The sequence below is a fragment of the Kitasatospora sp. NPDC058492 genome (assembly GCF_042720685.1).
GTDB lineage: Bacteria > Actinomycetota > Actinomycetes > Streptomycetales > Streptomycetaceae > Kitasatospora.
Map to the genome: position 1 here is coordinate 4,189 of NZ_JBHXMU010000051.1, position 19,896 is coordinate 24,084.

Annotated in this window: 17 protein-coding genes; 8 read left to right on the top strand and 9 right to left on the bottom strand. The window is 75.2% G+C overall.

Features of this window, described 5'->3' with window-relative positions:
• Positions 1-104: 104 nt before the first annotated feature.
• The 7 genes from ACFWPI_RS28600 to ACFWPI_RS28630 form a co-directional block, all read right to left on the bottom strand.
• On the bottom strand, positions 105-1,196 hold the full coding sequence (locus ACFWPI_RS28600; protein WP_380378312.1) for an LLM class flavin-dependent oxidoreductase: 1,092 nt from the start codon (positions 1,194-1,196) through the stop codon (positions 105-107).
• 68 nt (positions 1,197-1,264) lie between these two features.
• A complete protein-coding gene (locus ACFWPI_RS28605) occupies positions 1,265-2,326 on the bottom strand; it encodes an LLM class F420-dependent oxidoreductase (RefSeq protein ID WP_363581882.1) in 1,062 nt (353 codons plus the stop codon).
• 67 nt (positions 2,327-2,393) lie between these two features.
• Positions 2,394-4,013 carry an ABC transporter substrate-binding protein gene (locus ACFWPI_RS28610; RefSeq protein WP_380378315.1) on the bottom strand — a complete coding sequence of 540 codons (1,620 nt, stop codon included), beginning with the start codon at positions 4,011-4,013 and terminating at the stop codon, positions 2,394-2,396.
• 100 nt (positions 4,014-4,113) lie between these two features.
• Positions 4,114-4,911: an ABC transporter ATP-binding protein gene (locus tag ACFWPI_RS28615; protein ID WP_380378317.1), complete on the bottom strand. Its 798-nt coding sequence runs from the start codon at positions 4,909-4,911 to the stop codon at positions 4,114-4,116.
• Positions 4,908-5,690, bottom strand: a complete 783-nt coding sequence (locus ACFWPI_RS28620; protein WP_380378319.1) for an ABC transporter ATP-binding protein — start codon at positions 5,688-5,690, stop codon at positions 4,908-4,910. Before ACFWPI_RS28620 ends, ACFWPI_RS28615 begins: the two co-directional genes overlap by 4 nt.
• Complete coding sequence (locus tag ACFWPI_RS28625; protein ID WP_380378320.1) at positions 5,687-6,634, bottom strand: ABC transporter permease; 948 nt, start codon at positions 6,632-6,634, stop codon at positions 5,687-5,689. Before ACFWPI_RS28625 ends, ACFWPI_RS28620 begins: the two co-directional genes overlap by 4 nt.
• Before the next feature lies 1 nt (position 6,635).
• A complete protein-coding gene (locus ACFWPI_RS28630) occupies positions 6,636-7,580 on the bottom strand; it encodes an ABC transporter permease (protein WP_350880832.1) in 945 nt (314 codons plus the stop codon).
• 744 nt (positions 7,581-8,324) lie between these two features.
• On the opposite strand from ACFWPI_RS28630, the gene ACFWPI_RS28635 reads away from it, so the two are divergent.
• The 7 genes from ACFWPI_RS28635 to ACFWPI_RS28665 all read left to right on the top strand — a co-directional run bounded on the left by ACFWPI_RS28635 (position 8,325) and on the right by ACFWPI_RS28665 (position 16,098).
• The gene (locus tag ACFWPI_RS28635) at positions 8,325-9,266 is read left to right on the top strand and encodes a LuxR C-terminal-related transcriptional regulator (protein ID WP_380378323.1); all 942 of its coding nucleotides are present in this window, start codon (positions 8,325-8,327) and stop codon (positions 9,264-9,266) included.
• Between the two features lie 253 nt (positions 9,267-9,519).
• Positions 9,520-10,299 carry a hypothetical protein gene (locus ACFWPI_RS28640; protein ID WP_380378324.1) on the top strand — a complete coding sequence of 260 codons (780 nt, stop codon included), beginning with the start codon at positions 9,520-9,522 and terminating at the stop codon, positions 10,297-10,299.
• A 1-nt stretch (position 10,300) separates the two neighbouring features.
• The gene (gene asnB / locus ACFWPI_RS28645; RefSeq protein WP_380378326.1) at positions 10,301-12,136 is read left to right on the top strand and encodes an asparagine synthase (glutamine-hydrolyzing); all 1,836 of its coding nucleotides are present in this window, start codon (positions 10,301-10,303) and stop codon (positions 12,134-12,136) included.
• On the top strand, positions 12,133-12,663 hold the full coding sequence (locus tag ACFWPI_RS28650) for a flavin reductase family protein (RefSeq protein WP_380378327.1): 531 nt from the start codon (positions 12,133-12,135) through the stop codon (positions 12,661-12,663). The genes asnB and ACFWPI_RS28650 overlap by 4 nt, the downstream gene beginning before the upstream one ends.
• Before the next feature lie 27 nt (positions 12,664-12,690).
• Entirely contained in the window at positions 12,691-14,268 is a 1,578-nt protein-coding gene (locus ACFWPI_RS28655; RefSeq protein ID WP_380378329.1) for a 4-hydroxyphenylacetate 3-hydroxylase family protein, read from the top strand.
• Entirely contained in the window at positions 14,265-15,107 is an 843-nt protein-coding gene (locus tag ACFWPI_RS28660; RefSeq protein ID WP_371515894.1) for a trans-aconitate 2-methyltransferase, read from the top strand. Before ACFWPI_RS28655 ends, ACFWPI_RS28660 begins: the two co-directional genes overlap by 4 nt.
• A gap of 112 nt (positions 15,108-15,219) precedes the next feature.
• Entirely contained in the window at positions 15,220-16,098 is an 879-nt protein-coding gene (locus ACFWPI_RS28665) for a helix-turn-helix domain-containing protein (protein WP_380378331.1), read from the top strand.
• Positions 16,099-16,149: 51 nt separating this feature from the next.
• Here ACFWPI_RS28665 and ACFWPI_RS28670 read toward each other — a convergent pair whose 3' ends face one another.
• Entirely contained in the window at positions 16,150-17,403 is a 1,254-nt protein-coding gene (locus ACFWPI_RS28670) for an MFS transporter (protein ID WP_380378333.1), read from the bottom strand.
• 343 nt (positions 17,404-17,746) lie between these two features.
• Here ACFWPI_RS28670 and ACFWPI_RS28675 point away from each other — a divergent pair, with 343 nt between their 5' ends.
• Entirely contained in the window at positions 17,747-18,625 is an 879-nt protein-coding gene (locus ACFWPI_RS28675; RefSeq protein WP_380378334.1) for an alpha/beta fold hydrolase, read from the top strand.
• 14 nt (positions 18,626-18,639) lie between these two features.
• On the opposite strand, the gene ACFWPI_RS28680 is transcribed toward ACFWPI_RS28675, so the two are convergent.
• Positions 18,640-19,779 carry a WD40 repeat domain-containing protein gene (locus ACFWPI_RS28680; RefSeq protein ID WP_380378336.1) on the bottom strand — a complete coding sequence of 380 codons (1,140 nt, stop codon included), beginning with the start codon at positions 19,777-19,779 and terminating at the stop codon, positions 18,640-18,642.
• Positions 19,780-19,896 lie beyond the last annotated feature (117 nt).

Below are 19,896 nucleotides of genomic sequence, written 5' to 3' on the forward strand. Positions count from 1 at the left end.
CCCCAAAACCCCACAAACAAAACACCCGGGGCAACTGCGGGGGCCCGGGGGGGGGGGGGGGGGCGGGGGCCCCCCCCCCCCCCCCGGCCGAACGGGGGCGCCGGTCACCAGACGCGGCGGTCGGCGGGGGTGCCCAGGCCGGTGCGGAGGTGGCGGACGAGGCTGCGGCGCAGCTCGCGGTCCTGGTCGGTCTCGACGGGGAGGTCGAGCTGGACGATGTCCACGCCGGCCGAGCGGAGCAGGCCGATGCGGGCGGCGACGGTGGCGGGGGAGCCGGCGTAGGCGGCGGTGAGGGAGCGGCGGATGTAGGCGGCGACCTGCTCGTCGCCCCGGGCCGGGTCGGAGCGGCCGCGCTCTCGGTCGCGGTCGAGCTGAACGGCTTCCGTCCAGGGCCCGCCGCCGCCGGAGGTGAGGCGCAGGGCGTCGCGGCGCAGCCGGCGGACGCGGTCGCGGGCCGCCTCGTCGGTGTCGGCGAGGACGACGGTGACGTGCCGCCAGATCCGCAGGGTCCGGCCGTGCGCGGCGGCGGCGGTGCGGACCTGGGCGATCCGCCGCCGGGTGTCCGGCAGCGGCAGCGGGCTGACGGCGTACACCTCCGCGTAGCGGGCCGCCAGGTCGAGGCCCTGCGGTGACGAGCCGCCGAAGGAGAGCAGCTCGCCGCCGGGTCTGGGGTGCAGGCCGGGCCGGGCCGCGGACACGGTGTAGAACTCGCCCTTGTGGTCGATGTCCTGGTCGGCGGCGAGGTAGCGGGTGAACAGGTCGAGGTACTCGTCGGCCCGGCGGTAGCGCTCCTGCTTGTCCAGGAGGTCGCCGTCGCGGGCCGTGTCGTGGTCGCTGGAGCCGATGATGACGTGGGCCGCCGCCCGCCCGCCGGAGAGGCGGTCCAGGGTCGCGAGGGAGCGGGCGGCGACGGTCGGCGCGGTGGTGCCGACCCGGTGGGCGACCGCGATGCGCAGCCGTGTGGTGGCGGCCAGGGCCCACGAGGCCACCAGCCACGGGTCGGGCCACGAACTGGACTGCACCACCAGGGCGCTGTCCAGCCCGTCCTCCTCGTTCTCCCGCGCGGTGCGGGTGACGTACGCGGGGTCGGCGGTGCGGTCGCGGCCGTCGGGGGCCCAGCGCAGGGCCTGGCGTTCCTGCGCGGTGTGGCCGGGGACGGGTGCGGCGCGGACCCCGCCGCGGATTTCGAGTGGCACGGCTCTCCTCCGGTCGTGAGCGTCGTGAGGGTGGCAGGGGTGAGGGTGAAGCGGTCGGGGCGCGACGGTCAGAGGGCGGCCGGCCCGAGCCGGGCCAGGGTGTCGAGCAGCTTGGCGCGGCTGACGAACACCTCGGGCGGCAGCGACACGTACAGCTGGATGGTGGTGACACCGGGGCGGTGGTAGGCGAGGATGCGCTCCCGGCACTCCTCCGGCGAGCCGCTGATGAACAGCCCGTCGACGACCTCGTCGGGCAGCGCCTTCTGGGCGCCCTCCGGGTCGCCGGCCGCCCAGAGACGGTGGGTCTCGGCGAGGAGCTCGCCGTGGCCCAGCCACTCGTGGAACTTGCGGTACGGCTCGCGGTTGAGGATCCAGGCGAGGAACGGCCGGCTGGCGCGGTGGGCGTAGTCGGTGTCCTCGGTGGGGCAGACGAAGACCTTGACGACCAGCTCCTTCCCGGGCGGCTGCGGGCCGACGGCGTCCAGGATCTTCGGCACGTCGTGCGGGAACAGCAGGTTGGTGATGGCGCCGTCGCCCTCGTTGAAGCCGAGCCGGAGCATGTTGGGCCGCAGCGCGCCCAGGATGACCTTGACCGGCTCGGTCGGCGGGTGCGGCAGCCGGTAGCCGGTGATGTCGAAGGTGTCGAACCCGCCGGTGACGTACTCGCCGCGCAGCGCCCGGGTGACGAAGCGCAGGACGTCCCTGGTCCGCTTGAACGGCTCGTCGAACGGGATGCCGTTGATGTCGGTGACGTGCGCGGGCACCGAGGCGCCGATGCCCAGCAGCAGGCGGCCCGGGGCGAGTTGGGCGAGCGTCGCGGCGGTCTGGGCGAGCACGGCCGGGCCGCGGGTGTGCACCGGGACGATGCCGGTGCCGATCCGCAGCGAGGGGGACCAGGCCGCCGTGGCGGCCAGCGGGGTGAAGGCGTCGGTGCCGCCGCCCTCGGCGCTCCACACGTCGGTGTAGCCGAGGTCGGGCAGCCGCTCGACCAGGAACCGGTGCCGGTCGATGGTCAGGCCGGGCAGCGGGAGGGTGATGCCCCACTTGGGCGGCGCGGCGGGCACGGGGCCGTGCGCGGAGCCGGGCGGGACGGTCCCGCTGTGGTGGTGCGGTCGGTGCGGGTCGGTCATCGGGATGGCCGTCCTTCCTGTGGTGCGCGGTGCTCTTCGGAGCCGGGGGAGAGGCGGTGTCCGCGGGTCAGCGGACCCACACGGTGGTCAGGTCGAGGAACCAGGACTGCGGCTGCACGAGCCCCTGGACCTTCGGCGAAAGGGCCCTCGGATTGCGGTCGTTGACCACGAACAGCCAGGGCGCGTCCTGGGTGACCAGCGCGAGCGCCTTGCGGTACCCGGCCTGCCGGGCGGCCTGGTCGGCGTTCGCGGCCGACGACGCGAGCAGCTCGTCGACCTGCGGATTGGTGTAGTGGCCGGTCCAGAACGGGCTCTTGGAGCCGATGAACAGCGGGAGCAGCGCCTCGGACTGGAACAGTGTGGTGGACTGGGCGACGGCGTCCGAGCCGAGCGCCACCTGGCCCTTGGCCTCGGCGCCGATCAGCGTGGTCCAGTCGGTGGTGCGCAGCTCGACCTTGATGCCGACGGCGGCGAGATCCCGCTGGAGGGCCTCGGCGATCGGCACCGGCAGCAGGTTGCCGCTGCCGCCGGTGGGCACGGTGACGGAGGTGCTGAAGCCGTTCGGGACGCCGGCCTCGGCGAGCAACTGCCGGGCCTTGGCGGGGTCGTAGGAGTAGACGTCGCCGGCGGGGTCGTAGGCGGCGGTGGCGCGCGGCGCGGTCTGGTAGGCCGGGTCGGCGGTGCCGTGCAGCAGCTTCTCGGCGATGGCCTTGCGGTCGATCGCGAAGTTGGCGGCCCTGCGGACCAGCGGGTTGTCCCAGGGCGCCTTGGAGGTGTCCAGGATCCAGTACCAGAGGTGGTCGTAGCTGTTGGTGGCGATCTGGACGCCGTCGGCCTTGAGGCTGTCGATGTCGTCCGGGTTCGGGTATTCGATCCAGTTCACGCCGCCGGAGCGCAGGGCGGCGGTGCGGGCCGCGGCGTCCGGCAGCGCCTTGATCACGAGCCGGTCGAGCCTGGGGGCGCCGCGCCAGTAGCCCTTGTTGGCGGCCAGCTCGATCTGCTGGCCCTCGGTCTGCGAGACGAACGAGAAGGGGCCGGTGCCGACCGGGTGCCGGGCGAAGTCCGCCGAGCCGGACTTGCGGACGGCGGTGGGGCTCGCGATCAGGACGTGCGCGAGGTCCTCGGGGAAGTGGCCGTTGGGGTCCTTGGTGACCAGTTCGACGTGGTCGGCGTCGGTCTTGCGGTACGAGACGATGTCGCCCGCGTACTCGGCGGCGGCGGCGCCGAGGGCGTCGGTGTACTCGGGGCTCTTCTTGTCGAGGTAGCGGGCCAGGTTGAAGACCACGGCGTCGGCGTCGAACGGGGTGCCGTCCTGGAACGTGACGCCCTTGCGGAGGGTGAAGGTCCACGTCCTGGCGTCGGCGGCGACCTGCCAGTCGGTGGCCAGGGCGCCGGTGACGACCGGCGGCTTGTCGGTGTCCTTGAGCAGTTCGTACCGGGTGAGGCCCTCGTAGAGCTGGAAGGAGACCAGCCGCTTGCCCTCGAAGCCGGCGCCGCCGATCACCGTGTCGGGGTTGGGGAGTTTGCCGGTGGCGCCGATGACCAGGGTGCCGCCGCGGCCGTCACCGCCGCCCGCCCCCGCGGAGCCGCCGCCGTCGGAGCCGGCGCAGCCGGCCGCCGCCGCGAGCAGAACGGCGGCGGCCGGCAGGGCGACGGCTCTGGAGCGGATACGGCTGGTGCGCGTCATGGCGATTCCTCGTCGGTTCGGTGGTGCGGAGGTGCGGGGGTTCGGTGGTGCGGCGATGTGTCGGTGTGTCGGTGTGTCGGTACGGAGCTTCGGCGGCGGGTCACGCGACGCCGGTGGCGGCCTCCAGCAGCGCCCGGGTGTACGGGTGCGCGGGGGAGTCCCAGAGCAGGCCGGCCGGGCCCTCCTCGACCACCCGGCCGTGCCGCAGCACCAGCACCCGGTGGGCGAGGTGCCGGACGACGGCGAGGTCGTGGGAGATGAACAGGTAGGCCAGGCCGGTGCGTTCCTGGAGGTCGGTCAGCAGGTCGAGCAGGCGGGCCTGCACGCTGCGGTCGAGGGCGGAGGTCGGTTCGTCGCAGACCACCAGGTCCGGCCCGGTGGCCAGGGCCCGGGCGACGGCCACCCGCTGGAGCTGCCCGCCGGACAGCTCCCGCGGGTAGCGGTCGGCGAGCGCGGGCTCCAGGCCGACCTGGGTGAAGAGCCGGGCGACGGCCGCGGCGCGTTCGGCGCGCGGCGTGCCGTGCAGGCGCAGCGCGAAGGCGACCGCCTCCCCGGCGCGCAGGCTGGGGTTGAGTGATCCGCGCGGGTCCTGCGGGACGAACTGGAGCCGGCCCCGCAGCGCCCGGTCGGCGCGGCCGCGCAGCCGGTACGGATCGCGGCCGGCGAAGCGGACGCTGCCGGCGTCGGGGGCGAGCACCCCGAGGGCGAGCCGGGCCAGGGTGGACTTCCCCGAGCCGGATTCGCCGACCAGGCCGACGGTCTCGCCCGGCGCGACGGTGAGGCTGACGGCGTCCAGGGCGGTCCGGTCGCCGTAGCGCTTGGTGACGGCGTCGACGACCAGGACCGGGCCCGGGCGGGCGGGGACGGCGTCCGGCCGGGTGTGGGCTACGGCGTTCATCGGCGGGCTCCTGGTTCGGCGGCCACCAGGGCGGCGGTGAAGGCGTGTTCCGGGTCGCCCAGCACCCGCTCGGCGGGCCCGAGTTCGACGATCCGGCCGGCCCGCATGACCGCCACGGTGCCGCCGATCCGGCGGGCCGCCGCGAGGTCGTGGGTGACCAGCAGCAGGGCGATGCCGCAGTCGGCGCGCAGGGTGGTGAACAGGTCGAGGATCCGCCCGCGGATCAGCGCGTCGAGCGCGGTGGTCGGCTCGTCGGCGATCAGCAGTTCCGGGCCGCAGCAGATCGCGACGGCGATGGCGGCGCGCTGGCGCAGGCCGCCGGAGAGCTCGTGCGGGTAGGCCCGGGCGACGCGTTCCGGGTCCGGGATGCCGGCGGTGGCGAGCAGCTTCGGCACGGCCGCGCGGGCGGCCCGGCGGTCGGCGGCGATCCCGTGCCGCCGCAGCACCTCGGCGAGCTGCGGGCCGATCCGGCGCAGTGGGTCGAGCGAGGCGGCCGGGTCCTGCGGAACGTAGCCGATCCGCCGGCCGCGGACGTCGGCCAGTGCGCGTTCGCCGAGCGCCCGCAGGTCCGTCCCGGCGAGCCGGACGCCTCCGGTGACGGCGGCGCCGTGCCCCGGCAGCCCGAGCACCGTGCGGGCGACGGTGGTCTTGCCGCTGCCGGATTCGCCGAGCAGCACCAGGGAGCGGCCGGCGGGCAGGGTGAGGGAGACGTCGTCGACGGCCCGGACCCCGCCGGGGTACTCGACGGTCAGGCCGTTGATCTCCAGCAGCGTGCTCATGCGCCCACCCGCTTCGCGGCTCCCGGCCGGGCCGAGCCGTCGGCCGAGCGGTCGGCTGAGCGGTCGGCGGACTGGTCGGTGGACCGGCTCGCGGCGGCGGGGGCGGCGTGCGCCAGCAGGGCGCCGGTGTCGCCGACGCGGGTGCGCAGTGTCTCGCCGAGGGTGTTGAAGACGACCGAGACGGCGATGATGACCAGGGCCGGCAGGACCGCCACCCAGGGGTGGGTGAGCAGCGAGGGCCGCAGCTCCTCCAGCATCGCGCCCCACTCGGCGGTGGGCGGGGCGACCCCGAGCCCGAGGAAGGACAGCCCGGCGGCGTACATGATGGCCAGCCCGACCAGCGAGGACGCGTACACCAGGACCACCGGCGCCACCACCGGGGCGACCTGGCGCAGGACCAGCGACCCCCAGCCGGCGCCGCTGACCCGGGCGGCCACCAGGTACTCGGCGGCCCGGACCCGCCGGGTCTCGGTGAACGCGACCCGCGCCACCGCGGGGGTGAGCACCACCGACAGCGCGAGCACGGTCGCGCCCAGGCCGGGCGTGAGCAGCGAGGCGATGGCGATCGCCAGCAGCACCCCGGGGAAGGCGTAGAGCACGTCCAGCAGGCGCAGCAGGGCCTGTTCGGTGGTCCGGCCGCCGAGCCCGGCCACGACGCCGAGCAGGGTGCCGACGACGGCGGCCACCGCGACCGGGACGAGCCCGCCGGTGAGCGAGGCGCGCCCGGCCCAGATCAGCCGGCTGAGCAGGTCGCGGCCCTGGCCGTCGGTGCCGAGCAGGTGGCCGGGGCTGCCCGGGTCGAGCAGCCGGTCCGCCAGCCGCCCGGCGGCCGGGTCGTACGGGGCGACCAGCGGCGCGGCGAGCGCGAGCAGGACCAGCAGAGCCGCGAGGGCGGCGGGGACGGTCAGGCCGAGGTTGCCCCGGCTGAGGACACGTGACGTCACATCAGTTCCTTACTCGCGGGTCGATCGCCGCGTGCGCCGCGTCCACGAGGATGTTGACGCCGACGAACGCGACCGCCACCACCAGCACCCCGCCCTGCACCAGGGGCAGGTCGCGGGAGGTGAGGGCGTCGTACAGCAGCCGGCCGACGCCCGGCCAGGCGAACAGGGTCTCCACGAAGATCACCCCTTCCAGGAGGTAGGCGAGTTGCAGGCCGCCGATGGTCAGCAGTGCCGGCGAGGCGTTGTGCACGCAGTGCCGCAGCACGGTGGCCGGGCGCAGGCCGCGGGCGCGCAGCGAGTCGGCCAGCTCGCCGGCCAGCACGCCCCCCAGCGCGGCCCGGAACACCCGGGCGGTGAGCCCGAGCGGGACGAGCGCGGCGGCCACGGCCGGCAGGACCAGGTGGCGGGCCAGGTCGGGCAGGCCGCCGGAGCCGAACACGTCGTGCGTGCCCCCGGCCGGCAGCCAGCGCAGGCCCACGGCGAAGACGGCGATCAGCAGCAGGGCCACCGAGTACTGCGGGGCGGAGACCGCGAGGGCGGACAGCGCGCCGGAGATCCGCCCGCCGGGGCCGCGCGGGCGCAGCGCGCCGACGGCGCCCAGCGCCACCCCGCCGACCAGCACCAGCAGGAAGGCGGCCGCGGTCAGGGTCAGCGTCTGGCCGAGCGCCGGGAGCAGCAGGTCGGCGACCGGGCGCTGACCGGAGACGGAGGTGCCGAGGTCGCCGGTGAGCGCGTGCCAGAGCCAGGAGGCGTAGCGGACGGGCAACGGCTGGTCCAGGCCGAGCCGTTCGGAGAGCTCGCGGCGGGCCTCGGGCGGTGCGCCCGGCCCGAGGAAGAGGGCCACCGGATCGCCGGGGACGAGCGTGACGGTCGCGAAGACGACGGCGGTGACGCCGAGCAGGGTCGGTACGGCCAGCAGGAGGCGGCGCAGCAGGAAGCGGGTCACCCGGCCCTCCGTGGCGTGGCGCCGGACTGGCCGGCGGCGGGCCGGTTGGGCGGGGCGGGCATGGGGCTGGTGGTCCTTCCGGGAGGGGCGGTTCGGGGAGCGGTTCGGGACGGTCGGCGGTGGTAACCGGCAGTCACCGGCGGCGTCCGGGGTGCTGGACCGCCGGACCGGGGCCGTGGGACGGGCCGTTCGCCGGGGGGCGGATGCCGCGTCGGGGCGGGATCGGGTGCCGGAGCACGGGTCGGGCGGTCCGTGGGACGGGGGACATCGGTGCCGCTCCGGCAGCTGCGGCCGCTTGAAGGAGCGTTGCGGACCGGTGGCCCGGACAGCCAGTCAGCACTTGATGCTGTTACTCCTGGTCACAGCATCCGGAGTGCCAGGACCGCCACTGCCCAGGGCGCCGAGCCCCGGTTCTGTCCTTGACCTGCACAAGGAACCGGACCTAGGGTTCCCCGCATGGCTATTCGGCGGACCGACATCACCCTGGTCGGGATCGGCGGCTCGTGGCACCGACGGTGTTTCGACGAGCTCTGTCGCCCGCGCGCTGCGCGCTGACCGCCCCGTTCCCAGCCGCTGCGGTCGGCGCCCCTCCCCAGTCCCGGATTCCGCAGCCGACGCCCGTGCGCGTCCTCGACGGATCCTCGCCGCAGCACCCGTGCCCACCGGGCCGGCCCGCCACCAGCAAGGGGACCGTATCGCCATGCCGTACCTCAGACGCCCTGCCTCCGCCCCCGGGGGTGCGCGATGGCAGCAGTGAGCAAGCTCGCCGTCCCGGCCGGCCCGCGCGGCCGCCGGATTCCCGCCCGACGCGGCGCCTGCGGCGGCGCCACCCTGGTGGACGCCCCCGCCGCGGGCGCGCCGCCGGTGCACGCCGCACCACCGGCACAGGCCGAGATCGACAACCCGCTCGACCTGATCGCCGGTCACCAGCTGCTGGCGGAGACGGTGACGCCGCCACCGTCGGTCGGGCCGACCGCCACCGGTTGCGGGTGCGGCCATCCGATGTGCGTGGAGGAGGACCGCGACCGCACCGCCGACGCCCGGGTGTTCCTGGTCGAGCGGCACTCGGTGGCCAGCGCCGGGCTGCGCAGCGTGCTGACGACCGTGCCCGGGCTGGCCGTGGTCGGGTCCACCGGCGACCCGCTGCGCGCGGTGGCCGCCGTGCGCCGGGTCGCCCCCGACGTCATCCTGCTCGGCCGCGGCGCGAGCCTGGAGGCCGACCTCGCCGTCGTGGTGGCGCTGCGCGGCCCGGACGCGGCGCCCGACGCCCGGGTGCTGCTGCTGCGCCGGGCCGAGTCGACCGCCGAGGCGAGCCGGATGCTGCTGGCCGGGGCCAGCGGCTGCTTTCCGCTCGACCTGGCCGAGGACCGGATCATCAGCGCCGTCCAACTCGCCGCGGCGGGCGGGTCGGTGTTCCTGCCGGCGCCGCCGCCGGCCCGGACCCACGCGGCGGCTCCCCCTCAGCACGTCGGCGAACTGGCGCCGCAGCACGCCGGACTGACGGATCGTGAGCACGAGGTGCTGGTCCAGCTCGGGCTCGGGCTGAGCAACGCCGAGATCGGGCGGGAGCTCGCCCTGGCCGAGGCGACCGTGAAGAAGCACCTCACCCAGGCCATGCGCAAGATCGGGCAGCCCGACCGGCTGCGCGCCGCGCTCTACGCCCACCGGCACGGCCTCGCCGGGTAGTTCGTTCCAGCACATCTCCGTCACCACTCTCCGGAGGGCGGGCCCCGCAGCACGCGGGGCCCGCCCTCCGTCGTGTTCCGGCCGCCTCCCGCGGGTGACCTTCGGAGCATGCGCGAGGCGACGATCGGCGCCCTGAGCGGCGCCGTTCGGGGCTACCGGGGCGCCCGGCCGGCTCCGTAGCGTGGCGGGAAACGACCACCACACGACGGTCCGAAGGATCGTCCAGCCGAAGGGAGATGGCCCGATGGGGGGTGTGTCCGACAGGACCGGCGGTCCGACCGGTTCCACCGGTGCGGCGGGTGCCGACGCCGGCCCGCGCACGGCGGTGCTGGCCGCCGCGAGCCACCGGAGCCCCGGCGCGGAGCAGCCGAGGTCCCCGTACCGCGCGATGTCGGACGCCGAGCGGTCGGCGCTCTGGCGCCAGCGGCTGCACGAGGCCGAGGCGGGCCTGACGCGGTACCTGGTGTCGCGCGGGAACGGGCTGCACCTGACCGACTGGTTCGTGCTGCAGTCCGAGCTCTTCGCCGACCTCCCCGCGCCGGACGCCCCGGCCCCGGAGTGGCAGCGGGTGTTCTTCCGCGACCAGGCACTGATGGAACGTTTCCTCGTGCGCCGCTACGGCGAGGAGGGGCTGGGGGACTGGGCCCGGTCCAATGCCGAGGTGCACCGCGAGGTCGAACCCGACCACGGCCGGGGCGCCGCCGACCCGATCCACCGGATCGCCCGGCAGGCCGAACTGTACGGCTCGGAGTACGAGTTCGACGACGAGGAGCCGCCCGACGCCGAGCACGCGGCGCTCACCATCACGCACTGTGCGATCTGGGACTACCGCGAGAAGGCCCGCCGCTCGGGCGTCCAGCTGACCCTCGCCTCGCCCTGCACCTACTGCACCGAGGCGCTGTCCGCCAACATCCGCGCCAAGGGCTACCGGCCCGCGCACCGCCTGACCAACGGCCCGACCGGCCACGGCTGCCGCTGGGAGTCGAGCGCCGCAGCCGGGCCCGCCGCCAACGACGAACCGGGGGAGTCCTGAGATGTGCGGTGTCACCGGCTGGATCGACTGGGACACCGACCTGCGCCACCAGGCGCGGACGGTCCGGGAGATGACCGCCACCCTGGCCTGCCGCGGCCCGGACGCGGACGGCGTCTGGCTCTCCCGGCACGCCGCGTTCGGCCACCGCCGGCTGTCCGTGATCGACCTGGACGGCGGGGCCCAGCCGCTCGCCGACCGCCCGGGGCCCGACGCCGGCGCCGTGCTCTGCTACAACGGGGAGCTCTACAACCACCGCGAGCTGCGCGCGCAACTGGAGGCCCTCGGGCACGTCTTCCGGACCCGCTCCGACACCGAGGTGGTCCTGCGGGCCCACCTCCAGTGGGGCAAGGACGCGCCGACCAGGTTCAACGGCATCTTCGCCTACGCCCTGTGGGACGCCGCGCGCGAGGAACTGCTGCTGGTCCGCGACCACCTCGGCATCAAGCCGTTGTACTGGCACGCCCACGCCACCGGGGTGCTGTTCGGCTCCGAGCCCAAGGCGGTGCTCGCGAACCCGCTGTTCCGCGCCGAACTGGACGCCGAGGGCATCGCCGAACTGTTCGCGCTGCCCGCCGCGCCGAGCGCCGGCCACGGCCTGTTCCGCGGGCTGCACGAAGTCCGGCCCGGCCACCTGGTGGTCGTCGGCCGCGGCGCCACCCGCGAACTCCGCTACTGGCGGCTGGAGTCGGCCGAGCACCGGGACGACGCCGCGACCACCCGCGGCACCGTCCGGGACCTGCTCGCCGACGCCGTCGAGCGGCAGCTGATCAGCGACGTGCCGCTGTGCACCCTGCTCTCCGGCGGCGTCGACTCCAGCGCCGTCACCGCGCTGGCCGCGGCCGCCCGCGAGCGGGCCGGCCACGGGAAGATCGCCAGCTTCTCGGTCGACTTCCCCGGCAGCACCGACCGCACCCCGGACGCCTGGCGGACCACCCTCGACGCCCCGTACGTGCAGGCCGCCGCCGAGCACATCGGCACCCTGCACACCACCGTCCTGGTGCCCGACGACGACCTGCTGGACGCCCGCGACGCCGTCCTGCGCGCCCGGGACCGGCCCGGCTGGGGCGAGATGGACGCCTCGCTGCACCTGCTCTTCCGCGAGGTGCGGCGGCGCTCCACGGTCGCACTCTCCGGCGAGGCCGCGGACGAGATCTTCGGCGGCTACCCGTACTTCCACGACGCGCAGGCCGTCGCCGCGCCGACCTTCCCGTGGCTGCACGGCAAGGCCACGCCGGCGGACCTGCTGCGCCCGGACGTCCGCGCCGAGGTACGCCCCGAGGAGTACACCGCCGCCGCCTACCACCGCTCGCTCGGCGAGGTGTCGCGCCTGCCCGGCGAGTCGGCCGCCGACGCGCGGATCCGCGAGGTCTTCCACCTCGCGCTCACCCGCTGGCTCCCCCCGCTGCTGGACCGGGTGGACCGGGTGTCGATGTCGGTCGGCCTGGAGGTGCGAGTGCCGTTCTGCGACCACCGCCTGGTGGAGTACCTGTGGAACGTCCCGTGGGCGCTCAAGGCGCCGGACGGGCGGGCCAAGGGCCTGTTCCGCGACGCCGTCCGGGACCTCCTCCCGCCGCAGGTCGCCGACCGGCCCAAGAGCGGCTACCCCTCCACCCCGGCCGTCCGCTACACCGAGGTGCTCACCGCCCGGGCGCACGAGCTGCTGGCCGACCCGAACGCGCCGGTCTTCGAGCTGGTGGACCGCGAGCTGGTCCGCCGGCTGCTCGCCGAGGGCCGCCCGCTGCCCAGCCCGCGCACCGCGCCGAACCCGGTCGGCGGCCTCGACCACCTGGTCCAGGTCGACGAGTGGCTGCGCGCCTACCGGGTGGGGCTGCGATGAGCGGCCCCGCGGCGGCCGTGACCACGGCGAAGGCCACCGAGGAGGCCTTCCGGGCCGCCTCCCGCGGCTGGACCACCGGGGTCGCGGTGGTCACCACCCGATCGGACGAGGAGGTCTTCGCCAAGACGGTCTCCTCCTTCAACACCCTCTCCCTCGACCCGCTGCTGGTCACCGTCGCGGTCAGCCGCCACAGCCCGCTCGTGGCCGCGGCCCGCGCCGCCGGACGGTTCGGCCTTTCGGTCCTGACGGACGGCCAGTCGGCGGTGGCCCGGCGCTTCGCCACCCCCGGGGCCGGGCGTGCGCTCGGCGGCTTCACCGCGGTGCCGATGCGCACGGCCGTCACCGGCGCCCCGCTCGTCGACGACGCCCTGGCCTGGTTCGACTGCCGGCTGCACGGCACCCTGCCCGGCGGCGACCACACCATCCTGGTCGGCCGGGTCGCCGCCGCGGACCGCGGCGACGGCGACCCGCTGCTCTACCACGACGGCCGGTACCGCGTGATCGACCCGAAGCCCTTGAACCCTTGAACCCTTGACATCAAACGGAGTTGGCGCATGACACTGCTGGGCACCATCACCGGCCGCGGCGCACCCGCCACCGCCCGCGGCCTGCTGACCGGCGACCGGTACCGGGCCGAACTGGACGACGGCCGCGAGCTCTACCTCGACGGCAAGCGCATCGCGAACCCCGCCGAACACCCCGCGTTCCGCCCGGCCGTGGACGAACTGGCCCGCCTGATCGACCTCCAGCACGACCCGGCCCACCGCGACCTGCTCACCTGGGAGGGCCCGGACAGCGGCCTGCGGCTCGCCCGCGCCTACCAGCCCCCGCGCACCCTGGAGGACCTGCGGCTCCAGCGCCGCAGCGCCGAACTGTGGCACGCCGAGGCGCTCGGACAGCAGGGCCGCTCACCCGCCTTCATGGCCTCGATCGCCGTCGGCGTCTACGACTTCCGGCACCGGCTGGCCGGCGCCGACCCGCGCTTCGGCGCCAACGCCGAGGCGTGGTACCGGCATTGCGCGAGCAACGACCTGGTCCTCTCGCACGCCCTCGGCGACCCGCAGATCGACCGCTCCGCCAACCCGCTGGACGACCCCGACCTCGCCCTGCGCGTCGTGGAGGAGAACGACCGGGGCATCGTGGTGCGCGGCGCCAAGCAGCTCACCACGCTCGCCCCGATCGCCCACGAGGTGCTGGTCTACCTCTCGGCGTCGTTCACCGAGGGCCGGGGCGAGCAGTTCGTGACCTGGTTCGCCCTGCCGCTCAACACCCCCGGCCTGATCACCCTCGCCCGCGAACCGCTCGGCAGCGCCTCCTGGGGGCACGCCCACCCGCTCGGCGCGCGGTTCGACGAGCAGGACGCGATGCTCTTCTTCGACGACGTCCTGGTGCCCTGGGACCGCGTCTTCCTGCTGCGCGACGCGAACCTGGCGCGCACCGGCCTCGGCCGGATCAACGCCTGGAGCGCCTACGTCGGCCACATCCGCTACCGCGAGCGGCTGCGGACCCTGCTGGCCAGTGCCACCCTGGTCGCCGAGTCGATCGGCGTGGACGGCTTCCGCAACATCCAGGAGGACCTGGGCCGCCTCGCCGGGTACGCCGAACTGACCGAGTACTTCCTCGACGCCGCCGAGGCGCGCGGCGGCCTCACCGACGGCGGCCTGTTCGCCCCCGGCGACACGGCGGCCTCCCGGGTCTGGTCGGCCGAGGTGGCCGGCAGCGCGGTCGAGATCGTCCGCAAGATCGGCGCCTCCGGGCTGCTCATCCAGCCCACCGCCGGGGACCTCGCCAACCCCCGGCTGCGCCCGCACCTGGACCGCTACATGCGCGGCCGGGACATCGACGCCGAACGCAAGGCCCGGCTCTTCCGGATCGCCTGGGAGCTGACCGGCGACGGCTTCGGCCAGCGCCAGGACCTCTACGAGTACGTGCACCGGGGCGACCTGGCCCGCAACCGGATCAACCTCTTCAAGCGCTACGACCAGAGCGCCGCCCGCGAACGGCTGCTGAAGCTGGTCGACCAGGGTGTCGCGGAGCAGCCCGCCGCCGCGGAGCCGTCCGCCGCGGAGCAGCCAGCTACCGACCAGCCGTCCACCGCACAGCCGTCCACCGTGGAGGAGAACCAGCCGTGAGCACGTCCGCCGTCGAGATCCAGGCCCGCACCCTCGCGGGGTACGCCGACGCCAGCCGGCTGCGCCAGGTCCAGGACCGTGACTGGGTGCTCGACCAGGTCACCGGAGCCCCCGAGTCCCTGATCGACCTCGGCAGCGGGATCGGCCAGCTGCTCCAGGAGGCCCTGGAGCGCTTCCCCTCCCTGCGGCGCGCCGTCGGCCTGGAACGCTCCGAGCACCGCATCGCCGAGGCCGCCGCCCGGCTCCAGCCCTACGGCGAGCGGGTCGCCCTGCACCGCGCCGACCTCACCGTGCCCGAGCCGCTGCCGTTCCGGGCCGACGTGATCACCCAGACCTCGGTGCTGCACTGGCTGTACCCGGACGAGGAGCGGATCTTCGCCTGGGCCGCCGCCCACCTCGCCCCCGGCGGCCGCTTCCTGCTCACCACCTACCACCCGGCCCGGGACGAGCGCGGCCTCGGCGGCGAGGACGAGCTGGTCCGCGACGCCCTGGTCGCCCTCGGCACCCCGTACGACGAGGTGCCCGGCGTCCTGGAGCGTGCCGGGGTGCTGCCGATCGCGACCCGGACCAGGACCGTCGACGAACTCGCGGCGGTGGTGGGCCCGCACCTCGCGGTGGCCGGCCACCTGGAGCGCGACGCCGTGGTCACCGTCGACGGCGCCGCCCAGTACGAGCACTTCCACGCCGCCACCTTCGGGGACTACTACAGCCGCGCGGTGCCGGCGCAGCAGCGGCCCGCCTTCTTCCGCGCCGTCGGCGAGAGCGCCTGGCGCCGGCAGCAGGAGCGCGGCCACGTCAGCCACATGCCCGTCCGACTGTGGCAGCTGACGTCTCGTTAACAACATGTGTAGCCCGCCGCTCACCCCTGGGGTGGGCGGCGGGCTGCGTCTACGCTGGTGGCAGCCCACACCCCCGCATTCGACGGCACCGACCAGGGCCGAGGAGTCAACCGTGTCAACTCCCCCCGCAGGCAGGGAACTCGGCGCCTTCCTGCGCGCCCATCGCGAGCTCCTCAAGCCCTCCGACGTCGGCCTCACCGCCACCACCCGGCGCCGCACCCCCGGTCTGCGCCGCGAGGAGGTCGCCTCCCTCTCCGGCGTCGGCCTGGCCTGGTACACCTGGGTCGAGCAGGGGCGGGTCACCGCCTCCCGGCAGGTGCTGGAGGCGATCGCCCGGGTGCTGCGGCTGGACGCGGCCGGGCTGCGGCACGCCATGCGACTGGCCGGCTACCACGAGCCGACGGCGGCCGCCGCCTCGGAGGACGGCGCCGGCCGGCTCGCCGAGGCCATCCGGCCGGTCCTGGACTCCTGGCCCACCAGCCCGGCCGTCCTGCTCGACCGCCACTTCGACCTGCTCGGCTGGAACGCCGCCTGGGTCGCGCTCTGGGGCTCGCCCGAGTTCGTCCCCGCCGACCGGCGCAACCTGATGTGGGTGATGGCCGCCGACCACCGGGTGCGGGCCGTGTTCCGCGACTGGGAGCCGCTCGCGATGAACGTCTTCCAGCAGTTCCGGGCGCAGGCCGGCCCCGCCCTGGCCGACCCCCGCACCGGCGAGGTCTACCGGCACCTGGACGAGGACGCGCCCGAGTTCCGGCACTGGTGGGGGTGCCACTCGGTGGCGGAGCTGACCGTCCGCACCGTCACCGTCGAGCCGGCCGGGCTCGGCCCGGTCCGGCTGACGCTGTCGTCCTTCCACCCGGTGGACGACCCGACCGCGACGGTGCTGCTGTTCACCCCGCACGGCGCCGCCGACCGGGCGCGGATGACCGAACTCGTCGATCATCCGTTGCGCGCGGTCGGCGGCGTGGAGGGGGAGCGCCGGGTCGGCTGAGCCGCCGGCCCTGCCGGCCCTGCCGGGCATCCCGGCCGTTCCGGCGGGGCCTCAGGCGCCCGACGCGGCGGACCGGCGCAGGCCGAGGCTGACCGCCAGCGCGCCCAGGGCGGCCACCAGCGCGAGCCCGGTGCCGATCAGCAGGGTGCCGTCCGCGACGTTGCCGAAGGTGCCGATCGCCCAGGCGCCCAGGCCGGTGCCCGCGTACATGGTCGAGGTCAGCCACGCGCTGGAGGTCGCCCGCAGCTCCGGGGCGATGGTGCCGGCCAGCGTCTGCTGGTCCGTCACGAAGCCTCCGGAGGCCAGGAACCACACCACCACGCCGGCCAGGGCGAGGACCAGGCCGGGCCCCTTGGCCGCCAGCGCGACGCCCGCCGCCAGCAGCACGCCCCACAGCGGCAGCATCGGCAGGTCGGAGCGCCCGGCGGTCCTGGCCCGGTCCCCGAGCCGGCCGCCCAGCAGCGAGCCGACCAGGCTGCCCGCACCGACCAGCACGCCCACCAGGCCCAAGGCCTGTACCGACAGGTCGAAGCGCTGCACCAGCACCGCGCCGAGGAAGGTGTAGGCGCCCAGGTTGGCCGTGTTGAACACCGTGTTGACCAGCAGGGCGCGCCGCAGCGTCGGGTCGGCCCAGCCCGCCAGGATCGCCCGGACCGCCCCCACCTGCGGCGCGGCCGCCTGCGCCGAACGGCGCTGGACCTGGCTCAGCAGCAGCGGCACGGCCGCCGCGGTGCCGATGGTCAGCGCCCAGAACGCCGACCGCCAGCCGGCCAGTCCGGCGAGGAAGCCGCCGAGCGGCACGCCGATCACCTGGCCGCAGGAGAACAGCGCCATGCCCAGGCCGAGGGCCCGGCCGCGTACCGCCTCCGGTGCGGTCTCGGCGATGTGCGCCCAGATCGCCGGCCCGGCCGCGGCCGCCGCCAGCCCGGCCACCGCGCGGGAGACGACCAGCAGCGTCAGCCCGGTGGAGAGGGCGGCCGCCGCGTTGGACACGACGAACAGCAGGGTGCCCGCCACCAGTGTGCGGCGGCGGCCGAACCGGTCGCTCAGCAGCCCGAGGAAGGGCGCCGCGACGGCGTACACCAGCACGTAGGCGGTGACGCTGGAGGCGGCGGCCGCCTCGGTGGTGTGCACCGAGTCCGCGATGGTCGGCAGCAGCGGCGACACCAGGAAGGTCTCCGTGCCGAACAGGAACAGCAGGAGGAACACTCCCGCGTAGCGCCACCGTTCGAAGGCCTGGGCCGGCGCCAGGGGCGGGACGTCCTCGGCCTGTTCGGGCCGGGGCGGGTCGGAGATGCTGCTCACAGCGATCACCACCTTGTCGTGCGAGGGAGCGGCCGGGCCTTCGGACGGCAGGCGGAAGCGGCCGCGACGGGAGGGCAGGAGTCCGATGCGGCCATCCTGCGGACGGCCCTCGCGGCCAGCCAGACAGGCGGTCATCCTGTGACCCCAGGTCACAGGCTGTCGCCCTGGTCCGGCCGGTGACACGGTGGCCGACTTCTGACCGTCCCCGCCGTCCCCGCCGTCCCCGCCGTCCCCGCCGCCCCATCGACCCTGCGGGTCGGCCGCGGGTGGTCGCGATCACCAGGGAAGTGAGGTTAGGCTAACCAAACTTGATGGACGGTCGAGGGTGAGGGCGGTGCCGGGGATGCACAGTCAGGGTGAGCCGGGGCGGGCGCGGACACGGGACGGCCGGGAGCTGTTCTACCTGCGGCGGCCGGGGCCCGGCGGTGAGGGCGTGCCGACGGTCGTGCTGGAGGGCGGGCTCGCCTCCAGCCGCTCGTACTGGGCGCCGGTGCAGCTCCGGCTGGACGGGGTCGCGGCCACGGTGGCGTACGACCGCAGCGGGCTCGGCCGCAGCGCGCCGGACCCGGCGCCGCGCCCGCTGCGCCGCCTCGCCGAGGACCTCGACGACCTGCTCGACCACCTCGGCGGCCTCGGCCCCGGCCCGTTCGTCCTGGTCGGGCACAGCTGGGGCGGGCCGATCGTCCGGCTCGCCGCCGCGGCCCGCCCCGAGCGGATCGCGGGCCTGGTGCTGGCCGACCCGACGGACGAGTCCTGCGACCTGGTGTTCGCGCCCTCGGTGCGCCGCCAGGAGCGGATCGGGCAGGCGGTCAGCATGCTGCTGGCCCGCACCGGCCTGCTGGCCCGGGCCTTCCGCCCGATGCTCGACGCCCTTCCGGCGGACGCCGCGGCCGAGATGCGCGAGGAGGGGTTCACCGTCTCCACCATCCGCACCCGGGGCGCCGAACTCGGCTCCGTCGTCGCGGACTTGACCGCCATGAAGGAGAACCCGCCGGCCCTCGGCGGCATCCCGCTCACGGTGGTCTCGGCCGTCCGGACCTCGACCGGCATGGGCCCGAAGGTCCGGGAGGCCGTGAACGCCTCCCATGCTTACCGCGTCGGCCGGGCCGAGGTCGGCCGCCACGTACTGGCGGCCGACGCCGACCACATGGTGCCGACCAGTGACCCCGACACCCTGGCGCGCGAGATCCGGCGGATCGTCGAGGGCCGGGCACCCGCCTAGGAATTGACTGATCGTCAGTTTTCGATGATCTCCAGGCTGGCGACGATGCCCGGAACGCCGCCGGGGTAGGTGTTGCCGCCGAGGTAGAAGGTGTGGCCGTCCGGGGCGAGTGCCAGGCCGGTGGCGAGTTCCACCTTCTGCGGGTTCACCGTCTCGGCGGGGACGAGCGCGTGGGCCTCGGTGTCGTAGGAGAGGATCACGCTCTCGTAGTGGTAGCCGGGAGGGGTGGGTCCGCCCGGGGCGATGAAGACGGTCGACTTGGAGATGAAGTACAGGCGGCTCCCGTCCGGGCTGACGACCGGGTAGCGGAGGTCGGTGTTGCCCGGTGCGAAGTGGAAGTTCTCGGTGACGGTATCGGTCTCGGTGTCGACGAGGTAGTCGCTCTCGTAGCCGCCGAGGCCGTACAGCGTGCTGCCGTCGGGGCTGAGCACCGCGCCGCCGGAGGCGCCGTGTCCGGCGGTGAGGGTGCGGACGGTGGTGAGCGAGGTGGGCGTGGCGGCCAGGTGGACCAGGCCTGCTCCGGTGGTGACGTACAGGTCCTGGCCGTTGGGGCGCAGGACGATCGAACCGACGCTGAAGTCGGTGACGCCGACGGAGGCGGTGAAGGCGCCGGTGGCGGTCGAGTACGCGAGGACCCGGGCGGGCTGGAAGCCCCAGCGCTGCCGCGGCCCGTTCTGGGCCAGGTAGACGCCCGCGCCGTCCGGGCTGACCACGAGGGAGCTCGGCGAGCCGTCCACGTACCCGTCGGGGTGCGGCTGGACCGGGAGCAGGACGTCGGCGGCCACCGTGTCGCTGTCGGTGTCGATGGTGACCAGGTGCTGCGCCCCCACGGTCGCGTACAGCCGCGTGCCGTCGGGGCTCATCGCCAGCGCGCCGACGAAGGAGTTCGCGGCGGTGGAAAGGGTGAGCCGGGCGGTGATCCCGCCGGTCCGGGTGTCGACGACCTTGACCGCGGGCGTGCCGCGGGGGTCGTCGGTCACCCCGACGTAGGCCTTCGTGCCGTCCGGGGTGACGGCGGTCGTCGGGTACGCGTACCCCACCGGGACGACCTGGGGGGCCGCGGTGGTGGCGGGCTGTGCGGTGGCGATCCCGGCTCCGGTGGACAGCAGCAGGCCGACCGATGCCGCGGTGCCCAGCCAACGGGCCCTTGCCATGAGCGACTTCACGAAATCCTCCCCTGTGACACACGATGCGTCCGCATCGGCGGGAGCCAGAGTATGGGGCCGGGAAGGCGAGTTGGGCGCCGATGACGCAGTCGACGACTCGGGGTA

What these genes read in the sequence shown, in the direction of transcription:
- ACFWPI_RS28605 (WP_363581882.1), bottom strand. Translation starts at nt 2,326, where the DNA reads ATGACCGACCCGCACCGACCGCACCACCACAGCGGGACCGTCCCGCCC.
- ACFWPI_RS28610 (WP_380378315.1), bottom strand. Translation starts at nt 4,013, where the DNA reads ATGACGCGCACCAGCCGTATCCGCTCCAGAGCCGTCGCCCTGCCGGCC.
- ACFWPI_RS28615 (WP_380378317.1), bottom strand. Translation starts at nt 4,911, where the DNA reads ATGAACGCCGTAGCCCACACCCGGCCGGACGCCGTCCCCGCCCGCCCG.
- ACFWPI_RS28620 (WP_380378319.1), bottom strand. Translation starts at nt 5,690, where the DNA reads ATGAGCACGCTGCTGGAGATCAACGGCCTGACCGTCGAGTACCCCGGC.
- ACFWPI_RS28635 (WP_380378323.1), top strand. Translation starts at nt 8,325, where the DNA reads ATGGCAGCAGTGAGCAAGCTCGCCGTCCCGGCCGGCCCGCGCGGCCGC.
- asnB (WP_380378326.1), top strand. Translation starts at nt 10,301, where the DNA reads ATGTGCGGTGTCACCGGCTGGATCGACTGGGACACCGACCTGCGCCAC.
- ACFWPI_RS28650 (WP_380378327.1), top strand. Translation starts at nt 12,133, where the DNA reads ATGAGCGGCCCCGCGGCGGCCGTGACCACGGCGAAGGCCACCGAGGAG.
- ACFWPI_RS28655 (WP_380378329.1), top strand. Translation starts at nt 12,691, where the DNA reads ATGACACTGCTGGGCACCATCACCGGCCGCGGCGCACCCGCCACCGCC.
- ACFWPI_RS28675 (WP_380378334.1), top strand. Translation starts at nt 17,747, where the DNA reads ATGCACAGTCAGGGTGAGCCGGGGCGGGCGCGGACACGGGACGGCCGG.
- ACFWPI_RS28680 (WP_380378336.1), bottom strand. Translation starts at nt 19,779, where the DNA reads ATGGCAAGGGCCCGTTGGCTGGGCACCGCGGCATCGGTCGGCCTGCTG.